Genomic DNA, 16,235 nt, shown 5'->3' with positions numbered 1-16,235 from the left:
TCTTCCTGGCGTCAAGCCTAGGCAGAGTTGCCGCGCTGCGGATGAGTCAAAAGGCTGAACCTTCTACTCCCCCGGACTGACGAGTCCGCTCTCGTAGGCGAACACCACTGCCTGCACCCTGTCCCGCACCTGGACCTTCGCCAGAAGGGATGACACATGCGACTTGACAGTTGCCTCGGCGAGGAAAAACTTGGTGGCGAGCTCAGCGTTGCTCAGCCCGGTGGCCATACTGGTGAGGACCTCCTTCTCCCGCTGCGTGAGGGACTCAAGGCGCTTACGCAGCTCGCCGCTCGGTTGAACTCCCTGAGTCGCTTTCCCTTCAGCATCCAAAGACTTCGCGAAGCGCTCGATCACGCGGACAGTGACTTCGGGGGCCAACAACGCATACCCTCCCGCGACCGCATGGACCGCGGCGATCAGGTCATCCGGGTCAGCGTTCTTCAGGAGGAAACCACTGGCGCCGCTGCGGATCGCGTCAAAGAGATAGTCTTCGCGCTCAAAAGTGGTGAGGATGATGACTTTCCCTCGCCGGGCGCCGGCAATCAGTTCGGTCGCCAGAATGCCGTCCATGACCGGCATCTGGACGTCCATGAGAATGACATCGACGTCGTGCTGGTTGGCGAAACTCACAGCCTCCTGGCCGTTGGTGACCTGGCCGACCACTTCTATATCGTCCTCAATGGAAAGCATTGTGGCAAAGCCCGCGCGGACCAACGCCTGGTCGTCGGCAAGCAGAACGCGGATGGAATCCATCAGGTACCCTTCAGAATTAGTGAAGCAGGAATCGGGCGCGCACACGCCAGCCGCCCTCGGAGCGTGGGCCGATCTCGGCGGTTCCCCGGTGCAGCGCAACACGCTCGCGGATACCCCGCAGACCAAACCCTGAGCCGGACTCCGGGGTGGGGCGCGGCATCCCATTGTCCACTGTCTCAAGCTCCACCCAGCGTTGCTCGCCAGCAAGCCCCGTGCGCAGGGTCATGACTGCGGATCCAGCAGTCGAGTGCCGCCGAACATTGGTCAGCGATTCCTGGGCCGTCCGGAAGAGTGACAAAGCCAGCGGCGCTGAAATCTCGGCCAAAGCGCCGGGCACATCTTCCACCCGACCGACGCTCACTGCGAGGCCAAGTTCCCTGTGCTGGCGCGTCAGTTCCTCAAGATCGTCGAGCCCAGGCTCAGGCCGCCGGCGGCCCCCCTCCAGGTCACCGGGGTCGCTGCTCTCGGAGCGGAGCACACCCAGGAGATTGCGCATGTCGGTCACCGCTTGGCGGCTGGCCTGCTCAATTGTGCGCAGCGATTCGACAGCAACATCGGGTCTCTTCTCGATCACCCGTCGGGCAGCACCCGCCTGCACCCCGATCACAGAGACATGGTGCGCGACGACGTCGTGCAGTTCGCGGGCAATGCGGAGGCGTTCCTCGACTACGGCGCGCCGGGCTAACTCATCCGCCTGGTGAGCGATCTGCTCGGACTGCTCAGCCAACTGGGTCCGTTGCAGCGCGTTACGCCAGGAGTTCATACCGGCGAGGATAGCGCCGCCGAAGTACGCGAAGTTCACCAGGAAGTTGTAGATCGCCACTGACGCCAACGGGTCAAGGATTCCGCCGGAGAAATCCACGTTGTCCTCGGCCTGGGCCAGAATGCCGTCGTAGGTGTTGGCCACCGTCAAAGCCAGGATCAGCCAGAGGGTCATTGCCGCCACCACAACTGTGGTTCCGAGCCACAGCATTCGCCTGTCCCGTGCCCACGCAACCGCCGAGTAGAGGGAGGCGAAATACGCGACCTGGTAGGACAGCTGGAGGGAGACAAGCGGCGAGAACAGGCTGAGACCAATGAACAGGGCTGACATCACCGCCATGACCGCCACCGGGAACCTCCGGCGCAGGACCAGCGGGAGAATCAACAGTGCCAACACCGCGTGTTGAACCCAGACCGGGTGATCGTCAGCGGCCACCATCCCGAAACCCCGGGATAGTTCCAGGGCCAAGGCACTGACCAGCAGGAAAACTCCGACACCGCTGACGTCCCTGCGTAGTTCATCCCCGGTCGGGGCGGGGCGCTCCCAGTTGTTGTCGTCGGCGTCGACCGTGTGAAATCTCAGTCGAGCGATGAGGCTCACCGGTCCAACCTTCGGGGAGCAGCGCACACTGAATCCATCATGGGAGCCAGTTTAGTCAGCGGGCCCGCGGTCCGGCTCCCCCGCATGACCTAGGCCGATCGGATGAGGCCCCACCCCCGGATCGAGTCGGGGGGCGCGGTTCGCGTATCCCGTGGCCTGCTCAAAGCCGTAGGCTACCTGCAACAGGTCAACGTCCATGCCGTGCGCCATGGACAGTTGCAGTCCCACCGGCAGACCGCCCGAGCTGAATCCGGCCGGCACCGAAACGGCTGGGATCCCGGTCGCGGAGATGAGGCAGGCGGAGCGCATCCAGTCGAGGTAGGTCTCAAACTCGACCCCCTCCACCGAGGTGGGGTAGCGCAGCGACGCGTCGAAGGGCAGCACCTGCGCCGTGGGGCTGGCGAAGACGTCGAACCTTTCGAAGAAGTCATCGACTTTACCGGCCAGCCGGGTTCTGGCCAGTGCAGCGTCAACCAGGTTGCGGCCGGTCAGCGCTTTGCCCTGTGTCACGTTCCACTGCACTTCGGGTTTGATCACGTCACCGTGCTTCTCAAGCAATGTGCCGTAGGCAAGGAGGAAATCGAATGCCCGGGTGGTATCGAAGACCTGATCGGCGTCACGCAGGTCCGGTGCCGCCTCCTCGATCACCGCGCCCAGATCCACGAAGACCTGCAGCTGGGACTCAAGCACACGGAGTATTTCTTTCTCCACCGGAACGCCCAGCCCAAAATCGGGTGACCAGGCAATCCGTAGCCCAGTGAGATCCCGCTGCAGCGGGTCGCTGAACCGTTTGGTACCAAGCGGAAACGGGTACGGCACCGCCGGATGCGCTCCGGCCACGGCGCTCATGCCCAACGCCACGTCTTCGACATCGCGCGCCATCACTCCCGTCCGCCCTAGCCAGGCCCAGGCGTTGCGGGTGGGTGCCATGGGCAGCACTCCGGCCGACGGCCTGAAGCCAACGATGTTGCAGAACGACGCCGGTATGCGGAGGGACCCGCCCATGTCGCTGCCGTCGCTGAGCGGCTGGATCCGGGAGGCAATCGCCGCCGCCGCTCCCCCGCTGCTTCCGCCGGCGCTCACCGTGGTGTCGTAGGGGTTGGTGGTGGTGCCGAAGACCTCGTTGAAGGTGTGGGACCCGGCAGCGAACTCGGGCACATTGGTTTTACCCGTCGTCACCACTCCGGCAGTCTTGAGCCGATCAATCACCAGGTCGTCAAAGGTCGGCACGTGGTCCTTGAAAATGACCGACCCCTGGGTGGTACGCAGCCCCTTGGTGTTATTCGTGTCCTTGTGCGCCATCGGTAGGCCGTGCAACGGCGGCAGGTCAGCACCCGACGACGTCAGCATGTCGGCATCGGCTGCCAGCTGCTGTGCGCCCTCCCGGTCCTGGGTCACCACCGCGTTGATTGCTCCATTCACCGCATCAATCCGGGCTAAATGCTCATCAAGTGCCTCGCGGGCCGAAACCTCACGCCGCCGGATCGCAGCGGTCAGTGCAGTCGCCGACAGGTCCATGAGACCGCCGGTCATCGCGCAACTTTCGACAGGATGGAGGTCATGGCTGCGCGAACACCCGTGGTGAGGGTTGGTTCCATGTCCGGTGCAAAACCTGGCGAGTGGTTGCCCGGAAGGGGCGTCTCGGCGTCGAGCCGTTCCTGACTGTAGGCGCCGAACATCCAGTACACGGAAGGAACACCAATGGCCGTCGCAAAGAGGCCGAAGTCCTCGCTCCCCATGACTGGCGGCACCTCGTTGACTGAGTCCTTTCCGAGCGTCAGCTGGAACTCCCTGATCAAGGCATCGGTAGTGTCGGGATCGTTATAGCACTGGGGAAAACTGGAGATCTCCTCGATCAACGCGGCAGGGGCTCCGGATGCGTCTGCCTCCGCTTTGATGATGCGGCGGAGGGAATCGAGCACCCGCTCACGCACCTCGGGGTCGAACGTGCGAACGTTGACTGAGAACTCGGCGGTATCGGGGATGATGTTCTCTTTCAAACCCGCATGGAATGTACCGATGGTGACGACCGCCGATTTCATCGGGTGTACCTCACGGGACACAATCGTCTGGATTCGCACCACCATATGGGCGCCGAGCACAATGGGATCGATCGACTGGTCCGGCTGGGAGCCGTGCGCCTGTAGTCCCTGCACAGTGATTTTCCAGGAGTCAGCCATGGCCATCGCCGTCCCACGGCTGATGTTCACCGTACCCGCACGCCCGGGCCACACATGCTGGCCATAAATTACTTCAGGCCTGGGAGCCTTGTCCCAGATGCCGTCCTCGATCATCGCCTTGGCTCCTGCTGCCGTTTCCTCTCCCGGCTGGAAGATGAAGACCACTGTGCCAGCCCAGGTTTCGGTGCCTTCACTGAGCAGCCGGGCGGCGGTGAGGGCGGCAGTGATGTGGGTGTCGTGACCGCAGCCGTGCATCACTGGTACGTCGGTGCCGTCGGCGAGCGTGCCCCGTGCCTGGCTGGCGAACTCCAACCCGGTGTCCTCCTGCATGGGGAGGCCATCAGTATCGGCGCGGAAGCCGACCACTGGGCCCTCCCCGTTGCGCAGCACGCCGACGACGCCGGTCCCGCCGCAGAGGTACGCCTCGATCCCGAGATCGGTAAGCTCCCGCAGGATGAAGTCAGCGGTCTTGGTTTCCTGCATGGACAGTTCAGGGTTGGCGTGCAAGTGCCGGTACAGCTCGTGCATTGCGGTGCGGTGATCTGCGGACAGCTCGAGCGAGGTGGTCTCGGTAGTCATGGGATTCCTATCGTTAAGGTGATGGTGAAGACGGCGGATCAGATTCCGGGGTGTTCCTGGGGTGCGGGGGCGTTGGAGCTCTTGGACCGCAGGAACCAGGCAAGCACAGCGGTCAGCAGCACCACAATGCCGGTGGCCGGCTTGGCGAGGGTTGGCACCGCTGGCACCAGGACAAAAAGGACGACGACGGCGACCACAACGGCGATGATCGTCACCCGGGGCTGCTTCATGGTGACAACGAGCTGCACTAAAACGGCACCGATAATGCTGGGGAAGATGTACAGGCGGGCCACGTCGACGATATCGGTGGGAATGATGCTCACCAGCCAGGTGCCGAGCACCCCCACGAAGAGGACCATCGAGAACACGTGGACCATAGCGGCTCCACAGATAGCCATCAGCGCTGAGAACTCGCCGCGCTTGGTTCCCGCTTTTGCCCCCACGGCGGCCTGGGCCACCAGAGCGGAGGGAAGCAGCTTGTTGGCGATATTGCCGATCATGAACGCCTGATACATGGCTGCCGGACCGAGTACCGGGTAATAGGTGATGGGTTCGACGAACCAGAGCACAAAGAAGGCGGCCGCGACGGCGAAGAAAGCCGTCCAGATCATCCCTGAAGTGATGCCCAGATCGGTGAAGAGAACTAGGTAAATGGGGGCGGAGAGGGAGAATACCAGCGCGATGATCATGGTGATGCGTCCCCAGCGGGAGGTAGTGCGATCAAACTGGTCGACGACGGCGGTCTGTTCAGCAGTGGCTGTGAAGGTCATGGCATGAATCCTTTCGGGTGAGGGATGCTGCTCAGGCCGCTGCGGGAGCGAGGCCGGCGGTGTGGGCGAAGTAGGCGACCGCGAGGCCCACCAGGATGGCAATGCCGAGGCCCCACTCCCGGAGCCAAGCGGCAGAGAGTGCCTTGGCGACGAAGAGGCAGACGCCCATCACCAGGGCAGAGACGATCACGGTGATGATATGTACAGGGGTTTTTCCTAGCTCGGCGATGCCCAGGCTAGGCGAAGGCACCGATTAGTGCTGCGGCCGGAACGATTGCCATCAGCGCCGGGTTGACGTGGCGAAGTTTGGAGTCTCCGCGCTTGAGCAAGGGGGTGAGGGCGAGGGTGGCGATCATCCACATCGCGCCCGACATGCTCATCGCCATGAACGCGACGACGAACACCGCCTGCGTGTAGTCGGGACCACCCAGGGTGGCATCCATCGTGGCTGCGGCGAGGGAGGCCGACGCCGACTCGGTTGCCGCAGAACCGACCAGGCCGATCCGCACCAGCACCGCCGGCGTGCCGAACAGGGTCAGCAGTGCAACGCTGACGAGGACCACCGCTAGCGACGGGCCGATAGCCGCTACTGCGCCGGCCCGGAAGGACGTCTTCAGTTCAGCCTGCGAGATACCCGCGGAGGGTCCCGCTTTTTGGGCTGCACGCATGTAGATCACTGATTGAAGGATGATCGCTCCGAAAACGCCGATGGCCAGGACCCACAGGATGGGAATGTTGGCGATAGCGAGGATGTCGGTGGATCCTCCGGGCATGACTGCGGTTTTCATAGCTGCTCCAGGGGGAATGAGTGACTGGTCATTGAATATGGGTCGGCTTTAGACATGGCGCGGGAGTTCTGTGTGATCGAGTGCGATGAGGGTCTGGGTGAGGGCGGTGACGCCGGTGGCGACATCGGTGAAGTCTGTCCATTCCTCCGGACAGTGGCTTTTCCCGGCTTTGGAGGGGATGAAGATCATCCCCATCGGCGCGAGCGTTGCCATGTGGACGGCGTCGTGAGTGGCGCCGCTCGGGATCGGCATCCACGGGATGCCAAGCGTGTCGGCAACCCGCGCAGCGGTGTCGTGGACGCCGGTGTGCGTCTGCACCACCTCGTTGTCGGTTGACCAGGTGAAGTCCACGTCGACGCCGTGCTGGCGTGCCTGATCCCGGATCTCCTCGGCGAGCCGGCCCTTTGCTCCCGAGAGCCAGTCGGCGTCGACGCTGCGGACTTCACTGGTCATCCTCACCAGCGAGGGCACCACGTTGGGTGACCTGGACTCGGATTCGAGTCGCGTAGTGGTGGCGACGCCGTGGTTGGGCGCACCGCAGCCTTCCCGTCGGACGGCGAGGACCGCCTCAGCGGCAGCAACCATAGCGTCAGCACGGTCGGTCATGGGACGGGTACCTGCGTGGTCCGGTGATCCGGTGAAGACAGCAAGGAGCCGCTGGATGCCTGCGATGCCGGTGACGATGCCGAGAGGCAGTTCACGCTGTTCGAGGGTGGGGCCCTGCTCAATGTGGAGCTCGAGGAACGCATGCAGCGGAATGCTGCGGGCCCAGTGCGAGCCGAGAGTGGCGGCGGGGTCGAGACCGAAGCGTGAGTAGCTCTCCCCCAGGCTGACCCCGCGGTAGTCGGCCCGGTCCAGGTCCCCGGTGCTGAGCTCCCCGGCGGCGGCGCGGCTGCCGAGGCAACTCAGCCCGTAGGGGTTGGATTCTTCCCCGAAGAAGTCGACCACCAGCAGATCGCGGCCGAGGGAGGTGCCGCTCTCCCGGAGCTGCCGTCCGGCTTCGATACCGCCGAGCACGCCGACGATCCCATCGAAGCGGCCGCCCCCGTCGACCGTGTCCGTATGGGAACCGGTGACGAGCGCTGGCGCATTGGGGTTCATCCCGGGGAGGCGTCCAACGATGTTCCCTGCGTCGTCGGTGTGCACCTCCAACCCGGCATCGCTCATGCGCTGCAGGGTCCACTGCCGGGACTCCCGGTACGCCTCGCTGAACACATCGCGCGTCCACCCGGGGCGCGACGCTTCGCGGTAGTCGGAGATCTCGCCGATGCCGGATCCCAGCCGCTCGGCTGCTTCGGTTGTCTGGCTTGGGGTAAGCACGGTGGCCTTCCATTAGGGTCCTAGCACTGGCGCTAAAGCCACATCACGCAATCGTTTGCGTTCGTGGACAAGGTAATAACGGTTGCTTGAATATGGTGTACATCACACTACTGATGCCGCGTTTCGTCAAGGTTTCGGGTGAATTAACTTCTAGTCCACCCATATTTACGCAAACCATTGCGCTCGAAGGGGGTAGCGGCCATAGACTGCGCTAAAGCTTGGGTTCAAGCGATTGGCTGGAGGACGGAGCTTCTAATGGGAAGGATGCAGCGCTATCGCTGAACGCTTGGACTGGGAACGGCAAAAGCCAGTCACACTCGCCACCGTGGCCCGGCACGCCCAGGTGCATGTCTCAACCGTGTCGCGGGCGCTCAGCGAGGATCCCGTGGGGGTGGGGACGGAAACTGTGCGGCGCGTCCGCGAACTGGCCACCATGCTCGGCTATCACCGGGATGTGGGGGCGGCAGCCCTGCGGACGGGCAACTCACGACTCATCGGCGTTCTGGTCCCTCGGCTGACAGACCTCGTCCTTGCCACCATCTACGAAAGCATCGATGCCGCGGCGGGCACCGCCGGCTACACGACAGTCGTTTCGAATACCCTCGATGATCCGCTGCGACGCCGTGCCCGGCTTGATGCGTTGCTGTCGCGCCGGTTGGATGGGGTGATCATTGGCGATTCCCACATCGGTGACACTGCTGCTTTCGAGTTGCAGCAGCGCGGCGTCCCCTATGTATTGGTGATGCGCAAACTCGAGGGTCATTTGTCGGTGACCACTGACGATCAGCTCGGCGGACGGCTTGCCGCCGAGCACCTTCTCTCGTTGGGGCACAGACGCGTGGGAGTGATTGCCGGTGATCTGTTGGCCAGCACCGGCCTGCAGCGCAGCCAGGGCTTCCGCGCCGCCTTCGACGCGGCCGGCTATCCGGTCGAGGACCACTACGTAGTGAACTCCGGCTTCGGTGCGCGAGCAGGCCGGATCGCAGGAGACCAACTCATGAATCTGTCCATCCCACCCTCGGCGATCTTCGCCGTCGACGACCTCACGGCAGTCGGCGCCATGGGCGCGATCCGCGCGGCGGGCAAGCGACTCCGCGAGGACGTCGCGATAGTCGGCTACAACGACGTCGACCTTGCCGCCAACCTCCCTGTGCCCTTGACATCGGTCCGGTCGGCGCTCACCGAGATGGGTCGGCTGAGTTTCGAAGCTCTCCAACGGCGGATCAACGGTGAAGAGGCCGAATCGGTGCTCCTGAAACCGGTGTTGATCCCCCGTGCGACGACGGTGGAGGGATGGGAGTAGGGCACCTGGATCAGCTGTATAGTGCCGCTTGGGGGATGCCAAAATCTTTCCCCGCACCAACGGTGCGGATGCAGCCAGTACTGTCGGAGTGGTCAACGGGCGTTCCTGCCTGCGGCAACCTGACTCCGTCTCAAGGGAATTCCAGTGACATTCATCCCCCGCCCCCGGGTCACGCGAACCATTGCCTCAGCAACTGTTGCAGCTCTGCTCATCGGGTCACTGACAGCGTTGCCGGCTCTTGCAGGACCGCAGCCCGTCGAGCCGGTGGTAGCTGGAGACGTGCTGGTAGCCGAGACTGGCTCCGCCGATCAGCCAGCCGAGCGCTTTATCGTGAAGTTCACCGACCGAGCCCGCAGCAGCGCAGCAGAGCGGGGCAAGGCGTATCAAAACACCGAGCGCAGCCTCGGAATCCCGGTGACGGAGGTCGGCGCCACAGTGGACGGTGCAACAGTGCTGCAAGCGGCAGCTGACCTGACCGAGGAGCAGTCCGACGACGTCGTCGCCGCTTTGGAATCCCGCGCTGATGTTGAGTACGCCGAAGTCGATGTGTTCATGCGACCCACAGCCATCGTCCCGAACGATTCGCTGTATGGGGCCCAGTGGAGCCTCTTCGAACCCGCTGGCGGGATGCGCGTTGACACGGCGTGGCAGTGGTCCACCGGGCAGGGCATCACAGTTGCGGTCATCGACAGTGGAATCACCGCACACAGCGATCTGGCGGGGAACGTTGTTCCCGGCTATGACTTCATCTCCAATCCGGAGATCGCCGGTGACAATGATGGACGCGATCCGGACCCGGCAGATGAGGGCGACTGGTGCAATTCCGATCCGTCCTCCTGGCACGGAACCCATGTGGCTGGGACGATCGGCGCACTTGCCAACAACTCCAAGGGAATTGCCGGGGTTGCATTCAACGCCACGGTTCAGGCGATCCGCGCGTTGGGAGCCTGCGGCGGGTACACCAGTGACGTCGCTGCCGCCACCCTCTGGGCAGCAGGCGGCAGCGTGCCAGGCCTCCCGCCAAACCCCACCCCGGCGAGGGTCATCAACCTTAGCCTTGGCGGCGACGGATCCTGTGGACCAACATTCCAGGCCTCAATCGACTACGCGAACAGCCGAAACGCCGTCGTCGTGGTAGCCGCGGGGAACGACAATTCGCCCGCACAGTCCACCTCACCGGCGAACTGTAAAAACGTCGTCGTGGTCGGAGCCACCGGACGTGAAGGTAGTAAGGCGAATTACTCGAACTACGGTCCGGAGGTCGACGTGAGCGCTCCCGGAGGCGACGCTTCCACTGGACGCTCCGGTGCCATTCTCTCCACTCTGAACGGCGGCAGGTACCTGCCGGGTGCGGAAGACTACGGCTATATGCAGGGAACTTCCATGGCGGCGCCACACGTGTCGGGTGCCGCGGCCCTGATGTTGTCAGCTGATCCGTCGCTCACCCCGGCACAGGTCGAGACTCAGCTCAAGGCGACCGCCCGCCCGTTCCCTGGGGTGTGTTACACCGGGGGTTGCGGAACCGGGCTGGTTGACGCTGCCGCAGCGGTGAAAGCCGTGGCGCCTGCTCTGCCCGACGACGACCCTCAACCATTCAGTGACGTTCCGGCGACTATGCTTTTCCATCGGGAAATGTCGTGGATGGCGGCCAGTGGAATCAGCACTGGCTGGGCCGGCCCCAAGAACACGAAAACCTACCGCCCTCTCACCTCAGTGAACCGCGACGCGATGGCCGCCTTCATGTATCGAATGGCGGGCAGTCCCACGTTCACTCCGCCGGCAAGATCGCCGTTTGCCGATGTATCCACGAGCCAAAAGTTTTACCAGGAGATGGCGTGGCTGGCATCCACCGGGATCAGCACCGGCTGGGCCGGACCCAAGAACACGAAAACCTACCGTGCCCTCGCCCCGGTGAACCGCGACGCGATGGCCGCCTTCATGTACCGGTTCTCCCACGACTACTAGGCAGCTGCCTGGGCCACGACTAGGTCAAGTGCTGCTTGAGTTGCTGCGATCTGCATTGCGCCCTGTTGTGTGTGTACTTCAAGAATTTCCAGCCGGAAACGACTTCCGCTGGACGCTTCCCCTCCTGGTCAATCACCTGCCCAGTGCTCAAGATGCCGAGATCCCTCGGGACAGCCATTGACGTCGGATTCGGATCACCTTGAATAAGCTGCGGTTGGAAAAGTAACTCATTGGCTTCGGCTTTGGCTACACCGGAATTCCACCGATCGCAGAGAGATCCAGGGTGCGAGTTTGGGTACCGGATGGCGCAGTCGAAAATGCCGCGGCTAAGGTCCAGAGCGACACGCTGTGAACGCTCCGCTATTAGCGGCCGCGACACCAGATAGCCGAGAGCCAGACAGATCAGCAGAGCTAAACCAATTCCTTCCCACCATCCGAACCCCGCACTTTCCAACACCTGCGAAACGATCTGCGTCGGTATGACAGCGCCAAATTGGGCCAGATAACCGATCCGCTCCCACTTTCCCAGCGCGGCACGTTCAATATCCCCCATGGAACGAGCATAGCCAGGGTATACATAACGGTTTATCAATGACTCTTCCAGAAAGAAGTAGCCGCATCCCCGGCATCGGATGAATCCAACGAGTCCACCTGCTGTAGGTTGGCCATAAGCCCCCTTGCTGCTCTGCGCGGTCCTCCGACAGTCGGGCTACTGAACAGCAAGGTCTCAGCAATGTCCGCACCCACACGCACCAACCCTCCGACTGGTTTCGCGAGCTTCCTAAACTGGCTGCGCCGAACACGGCCCTTCCCCTACTCGCGGGAGGTTGCTGTCACCGCCATGGCCCTGTTCTATCTGGTGGGCGGCGTGGCGATGCTTCTTGTCCTGGCCTTCCCCCACCCGAGCACATTAAATGATCGCCTCCTAGTCGGACTAGGTGCTCTTCTCATCGTGATCGGTCTATCCGTTTACAAGCTACGGCGCCGGACCCCGCTGGCGGTTCTATCGTGGATGCTGGCTGCGGGCTGATCGACGTCGATCATTTCAAGAGCGTGAACGATCTTCAGAACCACGCGGCAGGAGGCCGGCTGATAGAGGAACTCGAGGTCGCTTTGCAGGCAGTACTGCGATCCGGTGACACTCTGGGGAGAATCGGGGGCGACGAGTTTGGGTCTATCACCCGGTTGTTCAGCGACCGAGGCCGCCGGCATTCTTGAACGTCTCCGGGCAGCAGCCCTGGACTTGAACGCCACGTGTTCGGTCGGGGCTGCGTTGTCTGAGCCTGGCGACAGTGTATCAATGCTTCTTGGCCCCGCGGGTACAGCCCTGTACCAGGCGAAGAACCTCGGGCGTAACCAGGTTGCCTGGGCGGTCGCCTGAACCGGGAGCCCAGTGGGCGTCGCCATCCCCGTCGAATGCCCGCCCGGGACCATATACTTGAAGCATGCTGATCACTCGCCTCACCCGAGGCCTTCGCGCCCGGTCGTCCGCCCTTAAACGGTTCGGACTTGCTCTGTGAGCGGCGGTCTCGTCGCCCTGCTGGACGACGTCGCCGCCCTCGCCCGCATTGCGGCCGCCTCGGTGGACGATGTTGCTGCCGGTGCCGCCAAGGCGGGCGCCAAAGCGGCAGGCGTGGTGATCGACGACGCCGCCGTCACCCCGCAGTACATGTCTGGGGCGGACCCGTCCCGCGAACTGCCGATGATCAAGCGAATCTTCTGGGGCTCGCTCCGGAACAAGCTGCTGATAATTTTGCCAGCGTTGCTGCTCATCAGCGCCTTCATCCCGTGGATTATTCCGTTCATCCTCATGCTGGGCGGCACCTACCTTTGCTATGAGGGTGCCGAGAAGGTCTGGCACAAGCTCCGCGGGCATCACGACGTGGAAAAGGCACCGGCTGTGGACCGGGGGCCCGAGGCCGAGGCCAAAGTTACCAAAGGTGCCATCACCACCGACTTCATCCTGTCCTGCGAGATCATGGTCATTTCGATGAACGAGGTGGCTGATGAATCGATCTGGGTGAGGGCAATCATCCTGATCCTCGTGGCGATTGCAATCACTGTGATTGTGTACGGTGCCGTCGCTCTGATTGTCAAGATGGACGACATTGGCCTGCACCTGACAACCAAAGACTCCGCAACCTCCAAGCGCTTCGGCGAGCTACTCGTCAAAGGGATGCCCTCTGTGCTGGCTGCCATCACCTTCATCGGTACAATCGCCATGCTGTGGGTTGGTGGGCACATCATGCTGCAGGGTGTGTATGACCTTGGCTGGCACGCGCCTTATGACCTGGTCCACCTCCTCGAGGCGCCGTTCGTCGGGATCGCAGTGGTTGGCGGTTTCCTGGCCTGGCTCGTGAACACCCTATGCTCGACAGTCCTGGGACTCGTCTGGGGTCTCCTTGTGATGGCTGTGCTGCACCCACTGCTCAAGGTGTTGCCGTTCGGCAAGAAAGAGGGTGGGCACGAAGAGGGTGATATCCGCGCCGCAATCGCCGGACATCGCCCGGCCAAACGCAATTCCGAGACTGCCTCCTAGGGACGGCTACGACCGCCCGAGGCTCGGGCTCAAGAAAGCACCTCCGGGGGGAACGAATGAGTGCACACCCCGACCCACCAACCGGCCTATCCACCGCCACAAAACCACGGGACTGGGCTCCGCACTACGGTGCTTCCCCGAAGGCGGCCGTGCAGCGCTTCTTCGGAAAATACGCCACGACCTCGGGCCGGGCCAGCCGGAGCGAGTACTGGTGGTGGGTGCTTGTATCGGTTGCGGTGATTAGTGGGTTGCATCTCCTGATGACCGCTGGCGGAGGTATCTCCCCCTCGACCGGCGAGGTCACTGCTGGCCAGCAATAGCAACCGGCTACATACTGTTTGGCCTCTGGATAGCGGCCACTATTGTGCCCAGCATCGCTCTGACCATCAGGCGGCTCCATGATGCGAACGAGAGCGGGTGGCTTCTGCTGGTCATTTGGGTGCCCGTAGCCGGCCCTCCGGTCTTGATCTTCCTGATGCTCCCTGGACCCAACCCTGAAGGTCAACGATTCGACCAGCCGCATCCCCGGCCGGAAAACTAGGCGACAGAAAATCCGCCGATGGAGCGGCCGGTGTTTAGTATCTCAAATTCGACAGGCGTCAGTCTCCCGAGCCGGCGGTTCCGGTGGCAGGTTTTTTCGATTCTGGTCACGATGGCCGTGTGCAGATCGGCTTGAGCGGACTACAGCTGGTCCTTGTACTTCCGTGGCGAAGTGGAAGCTCATGTACCTGCGTGGGATGACCACTGAACAGATCTCCCGCTACTGTCGGGTGCCAGAGAAGCGGATCCGGCGGGTCATTCGGTTTTTCGAGAAGCGCCACCCTGACCTCGCCGGAACACGGCTGGTGCTCAACGATCGCCCCGCTCCCCCGACTGCTGCAGACATGCTGCGATCACCGTCCTCGGCGCTGAACTTCCGACTCCGGTTTCCTCATGAATGGTGTCGTCGTGAAGGTGGCGTGACTGGCTGACGTAGCAGGGCGACGGCGATCAGGAACAGCTGAAGGTATTCCAGTGCAACCTTTCCGAACCTTCCCCCAGGGCTCACGGAAGCCGAGTGTCTATGTTGCCGATGAGAGTATTCGCAGTGTCGTGGTATCGGGCGGATAAACGGAAAACCACCATGTGACTTCCCGCGTTGCCCCGTGTTTACATCCTTATAACGGGGGCGGAAAGCGGGGGAAGGGCCTCCTCGGGCAAAAAGAAATCCGCTAGAACCGGGCTACAAGCCTTTGTTCCAGCGGATCTTTGGTGGAGCTAAGGGGATTCGAACCCCTGACCCCCTGCATGCCATGCAGGTGCGCTACCAGCTGCGCCATAGCCCCAATTCCTTGGTGCCACCCCACCGAACTGGCCGGAGCAACTTATTTAGTTTAGTCAAAAATCCGCCCCCTGCAAAATCGGCCGGATCCCTGCCGGTTTCCGGCGGTGGCTAGCCCTCCAGCGGGGTGGACGGCATCGACGACAGACCCACATTGTGCTCAGTCAATTGCCACATTTGCCGATCGTTGAGACCGCGATCCAACTCCTCCAGAACGGACCAGTGGCAGTTCGAGACACCGGACAGGGATGACCACAGCTCAGGGGGCAACCCCATCAGCACGGCCAGCCCGGCACGAATGGAGCCGCCGTGGCTGGCCACCACCAGTGTCTCACCAGCCCCAAGGGTGGCGACGGCTTCCAGCGTAGCCTCAGCCATCCGACGGCCAACGTCGACTCGACTCTCTCCCCCACCAGCAAGGACCTGCGGGTCGCCACCGTGCCAGGCCGCCTGATCAAGAGGGAACCGGGAGGCGATGTCTGCGAAAGCCAAGCCCTGCCAGTGCCCCGCATACGTTTCACGGATCCGAGAATCCAGCTTGACTGTCAGACCGGTCAGGGACGCCAGCTCAGCCGCGGTATCGGCGGCCCGAGCCAGGTCAGAGGACACCACGCGTGCCGGCGCCAGATGAGCCAGCTCGGCGGCAGCCTCACGAGCCTGCTGCCGTCCCAGTTCATCGAGCGGGATATCTTCCTGGCCCTGGAAAAGGCCACGCGCGTTCCAATCAGTGCGCCCATGCCGCCAGAAGATGATCCTCCGTGCGCCACCTCGTTCGGCGGCGACGAACCTCACTCGGCAGCTGAAGCCGCGTCAGCTGGGGCCGCCGGCGTAGCGTCGAGCTGCAGGTCAATGACCGGGCAATCTCCCCAGAGCCGCTCCAGGGCGTAGAAGACGCGGTCTTCTTCGTGCTGGACGTGAATCACCACATCGAGGTAATCCAGGAGAACCCACCGGCCTTCACTGCGTCCCTCGCGACGCACAGGCTTCAGCCCCTGTTTGGACAGCTCTTCCTCAATGCCGTCCACGATCGAATTGACCTGCCGTTCGCTGGATGCCGAAGCAACCAGGAATACATCGGTTATGGCCAGCCGTTCGCTGACGTCGATAGCCACAATGTCCTGACCGATTTTCTCCGATGCTGCATGTGCAGCCGCTCGGGCAATCGCGATGGACGTTTCGTTAGCGCTCACTTATCTCCTTGTGTGTGGTCAGCCATCATGTTCAATTGAATACACCAGCAATCATCATGATTCCGGTGATCAGCGCCAGGGCGCCCAGACTGACAATCGAATATTGCAAAAATTGCAGGCGCTTGACTCGCGCCAGCCCCGCCGTCATCGCATCGAGCGGCTCC

The 16,235-nt window shown here is 62.7% G+C and carries 15 protein-coding genes, 1 tRNA gene and 1 pseudogene; 6 read left to right on the top strand and 11 right to left on the bottom strand.

Annotated elements, in window-relative coordinates; all coding sequences use genetic code 11:
- Positions 1-63: 63 nt before the first annotated feature.
- The 7 genes and pseudogenes from Y703_RS0106485 to Y703_RS0106455 form a co-directional block, all read right to left on the bottom strand.
- A complete protein-coding gene (locus Y703_RS0106485) occupies positions 64-753 on the bottom strand; it encodes a response regulator transcription factor (protein WP_026552056.1) in 690 nt (229 codons plus the stop codon).
- 16 nt (positions 754-769) lie between these two features.
- A complete protein-coding gene (locus Y703_RS0106480; protein WP_051427359.1) occupies positions 770-2,116 on the bottom strand; it encodes a sensor histidine kinase in 1,347 nt (448 codons plus the stop codon).
- 51 nt (positions 2,117-2,167) lie between these two features.
- Positions 2,168-3,649 (bottom strand): amidase, encoded by a 1,482-nt coding sequence (locus tag Y703_RS18375; protein WP_051427358.1) that lies wholly within the window; start codon positions 3,647-3,649, stop codon positions 2,168-2,170.
- Entirely contained in the window at positions 3,646-4,875 is a 1,230-nt protein-coding gene (locus Y703_RS0106470; RefSeq protein WP_026552054.1) for an amidohydrolase, read from the bottom strand. Before Y703_RS0106470 ends, Y703_RS18375 begins: the two co-directional genes overlap by 4 nt.
- A gap of 38 nt (positions 4,876-4,913) precedes the next feature.
- Positions 4,914-5,645 (bottom strand): hypothetical protein, encoded by a 732-nt coding sequence (locus tag Y703_RS0106465; protein ID WP_026552053.1) that lies wholly within the window; start codon positions 5,643-5,645, stop codon positions 4,914-4,916.
- 31 nt (positions 5,646-5,676) lie between these two features.
- Positions 5,677-6,433: pseudogene (locus tag Y703_RS18370) on the bottom strand (DUF5058 family protein).
- A 48-nt stretch (positions 6,434-6,481) separates the two neighbouring features.
- Complete coding sequence (locus tag Y703_RS0106455) at positions 6,482-7,753, bottom strand: M20 family metallo-hydrolase (RefSeq protein ID WP_026552052.1); 1,272 nt, start codon at positions 7,751-7,753, stop codon at positions 6,482-6,484.
- A 325-nt stretch (positions 7,754-8,078) separates the two neighbouring features.
- Here Y703_RS0106455 and Y703_RS0106450 point away from each other — a divergent pair, with 325 nt between their 5' ends.
- Positions 8,079-9,056 (top strand): LacI family DNA-binding transcriptional regulator, encoded by a 978-nt coding sequence (locus Y703_RS0106450; RefSeq protein WP_216698870.1) that lies wholly within the window; start codon positions 8,079-8,081, stop codon positions 9,054-9,056.
- A gap of 144 nt (positions 9,057-9,200) precedes the next feature.
- Complete coding sequence (locus Y703_RS22945) at positions 9,201-11,021, top strand: S8 family peptidase (RefSeq protein ID WP_051427357.1); 1,821 nt, start codon at positions 9,201-9,203, stop codon at positions 11,019-11,021.
- A gap of 19 nt (positions 11,022-11,040) precedes the next feature.
- Here Y703_RS22945 and Y703_RS0106440 read toward each other — a convergent pair whose 3' ends face one another.
- On the bottom strand, positions 11,041-11,574 hold the full coding sequence (locus Y703_RS0106440) for a hypothetical protein (protein WP_026552050.1): 534 nt from the start codon (positions 11,572-11,574) through the stop codon (positions 11,041-11,043).
- Between the two features lie 180 nt (positions 11,575-11,754).
- On the opposite strand from Y703_RS0106440, the gene Y703_RS21970 reads away from it, so the two are divergent.
- The 4 genes from Y703_RS21970 to Y703_RS22935 all read left to right on the top strand — a co-directional run bounded on the left by Y703_RS21970 (position 11,755) and on the right by Y703_RS22935 (position 14,101).
- Entirely contained in the window at positions 11,755-12,051 is a 297-nt protein-coding gene (locus Y703_RS21970; protein WP_155849427.1) for a hypothetical protein, read from the top strand.
- Between the two features lie 486 nt (positions 12,052-12,537).
- A complete protein-coding gene (locus Y703_RS0106430; protein WP_026552048.1) occupies positions 12,538-13,560 on the top strand; it encodes a DUF808 domain-containing protein in 1,023 nt (340 codons plus the stop codon).
- 56 nt (positions 13,561-13,616) lie between these two features.
- Positions 13,617-13,880, top strand: coding sequence for a DUF805 domain-containing protein (locus tag Y703_RS22940; RefSeq protein ID WP_253907957.1), 264 nt, complete (start codon positions 13,617-13,619; stop codon positions 13,878-13,880).
- A 44-nt stretch (positions 13,881-13,924) separates the two neighbouring features.
- Entirely contained in the window at positions 13,925-14,101 is a 177-nt protein-coding gene (locus Y703_RS22935) for a DUF805 domain-containing protein (RefSeq protein ID WP_253907956.1), read from the top strand.
- A gap of 708 nt (positions 14,102-14,809) precedes the next feature.
- Here the strand turns inward: Y703_RS22935 and Y703_RS0106415 are convergent.
- The 3 genes from Y703_RS0106415 to rsfS form a co-directional block, all read right to left on the bottom strand.
- A tRNA-Ala gene (locus tag Y703_RS0106415) sits at positions 14,810-14,885 on the bottom strand.
- 107 nt (positions 14,886-14,992) lie between these two features.
- Positions 14,993-15,673: a histidine phosphatase family protein gene (locus Y703_RS0106410; RefSeq protein ID WP_026552046.1), complete on the bottom strand. Its 681-nt coding sequence runs from the start codon at positions 15,671-15,673 to the stop codon at positions 14,993-14,995.
- Positions 15,670-16,071: a ribosome silencing factor gene (rsfS, locus tag Y703_RS0106405; RefSeq protein WP_026552045.1), complete on the bottom strand. Its 402-nt coding sequence runs from the start codon at positions 16,069-16,071 to the stop codon at positions 15,670-15,672. The genes Y703_RS0106410 and rsfS overlap by 4 nt, the downstream gene beginning before the upstream one ends.
- Between the last annotated feature and the right edge of the window lie 164 nt (positions 16,072-16,235).

Source organism: Arthrobacter sp. H20, from assembly GCF_000520515.1.
In the GTDB taxonomy this organism is placed as follows: Bacteria; Actinomycetota; Actinomycetes; order Actinomycetales; family Micrococcaceae; genus Arthrobacter_D.
This window is presented reverse-complemented; position numbering and strand designations above follow the sequence as displayed.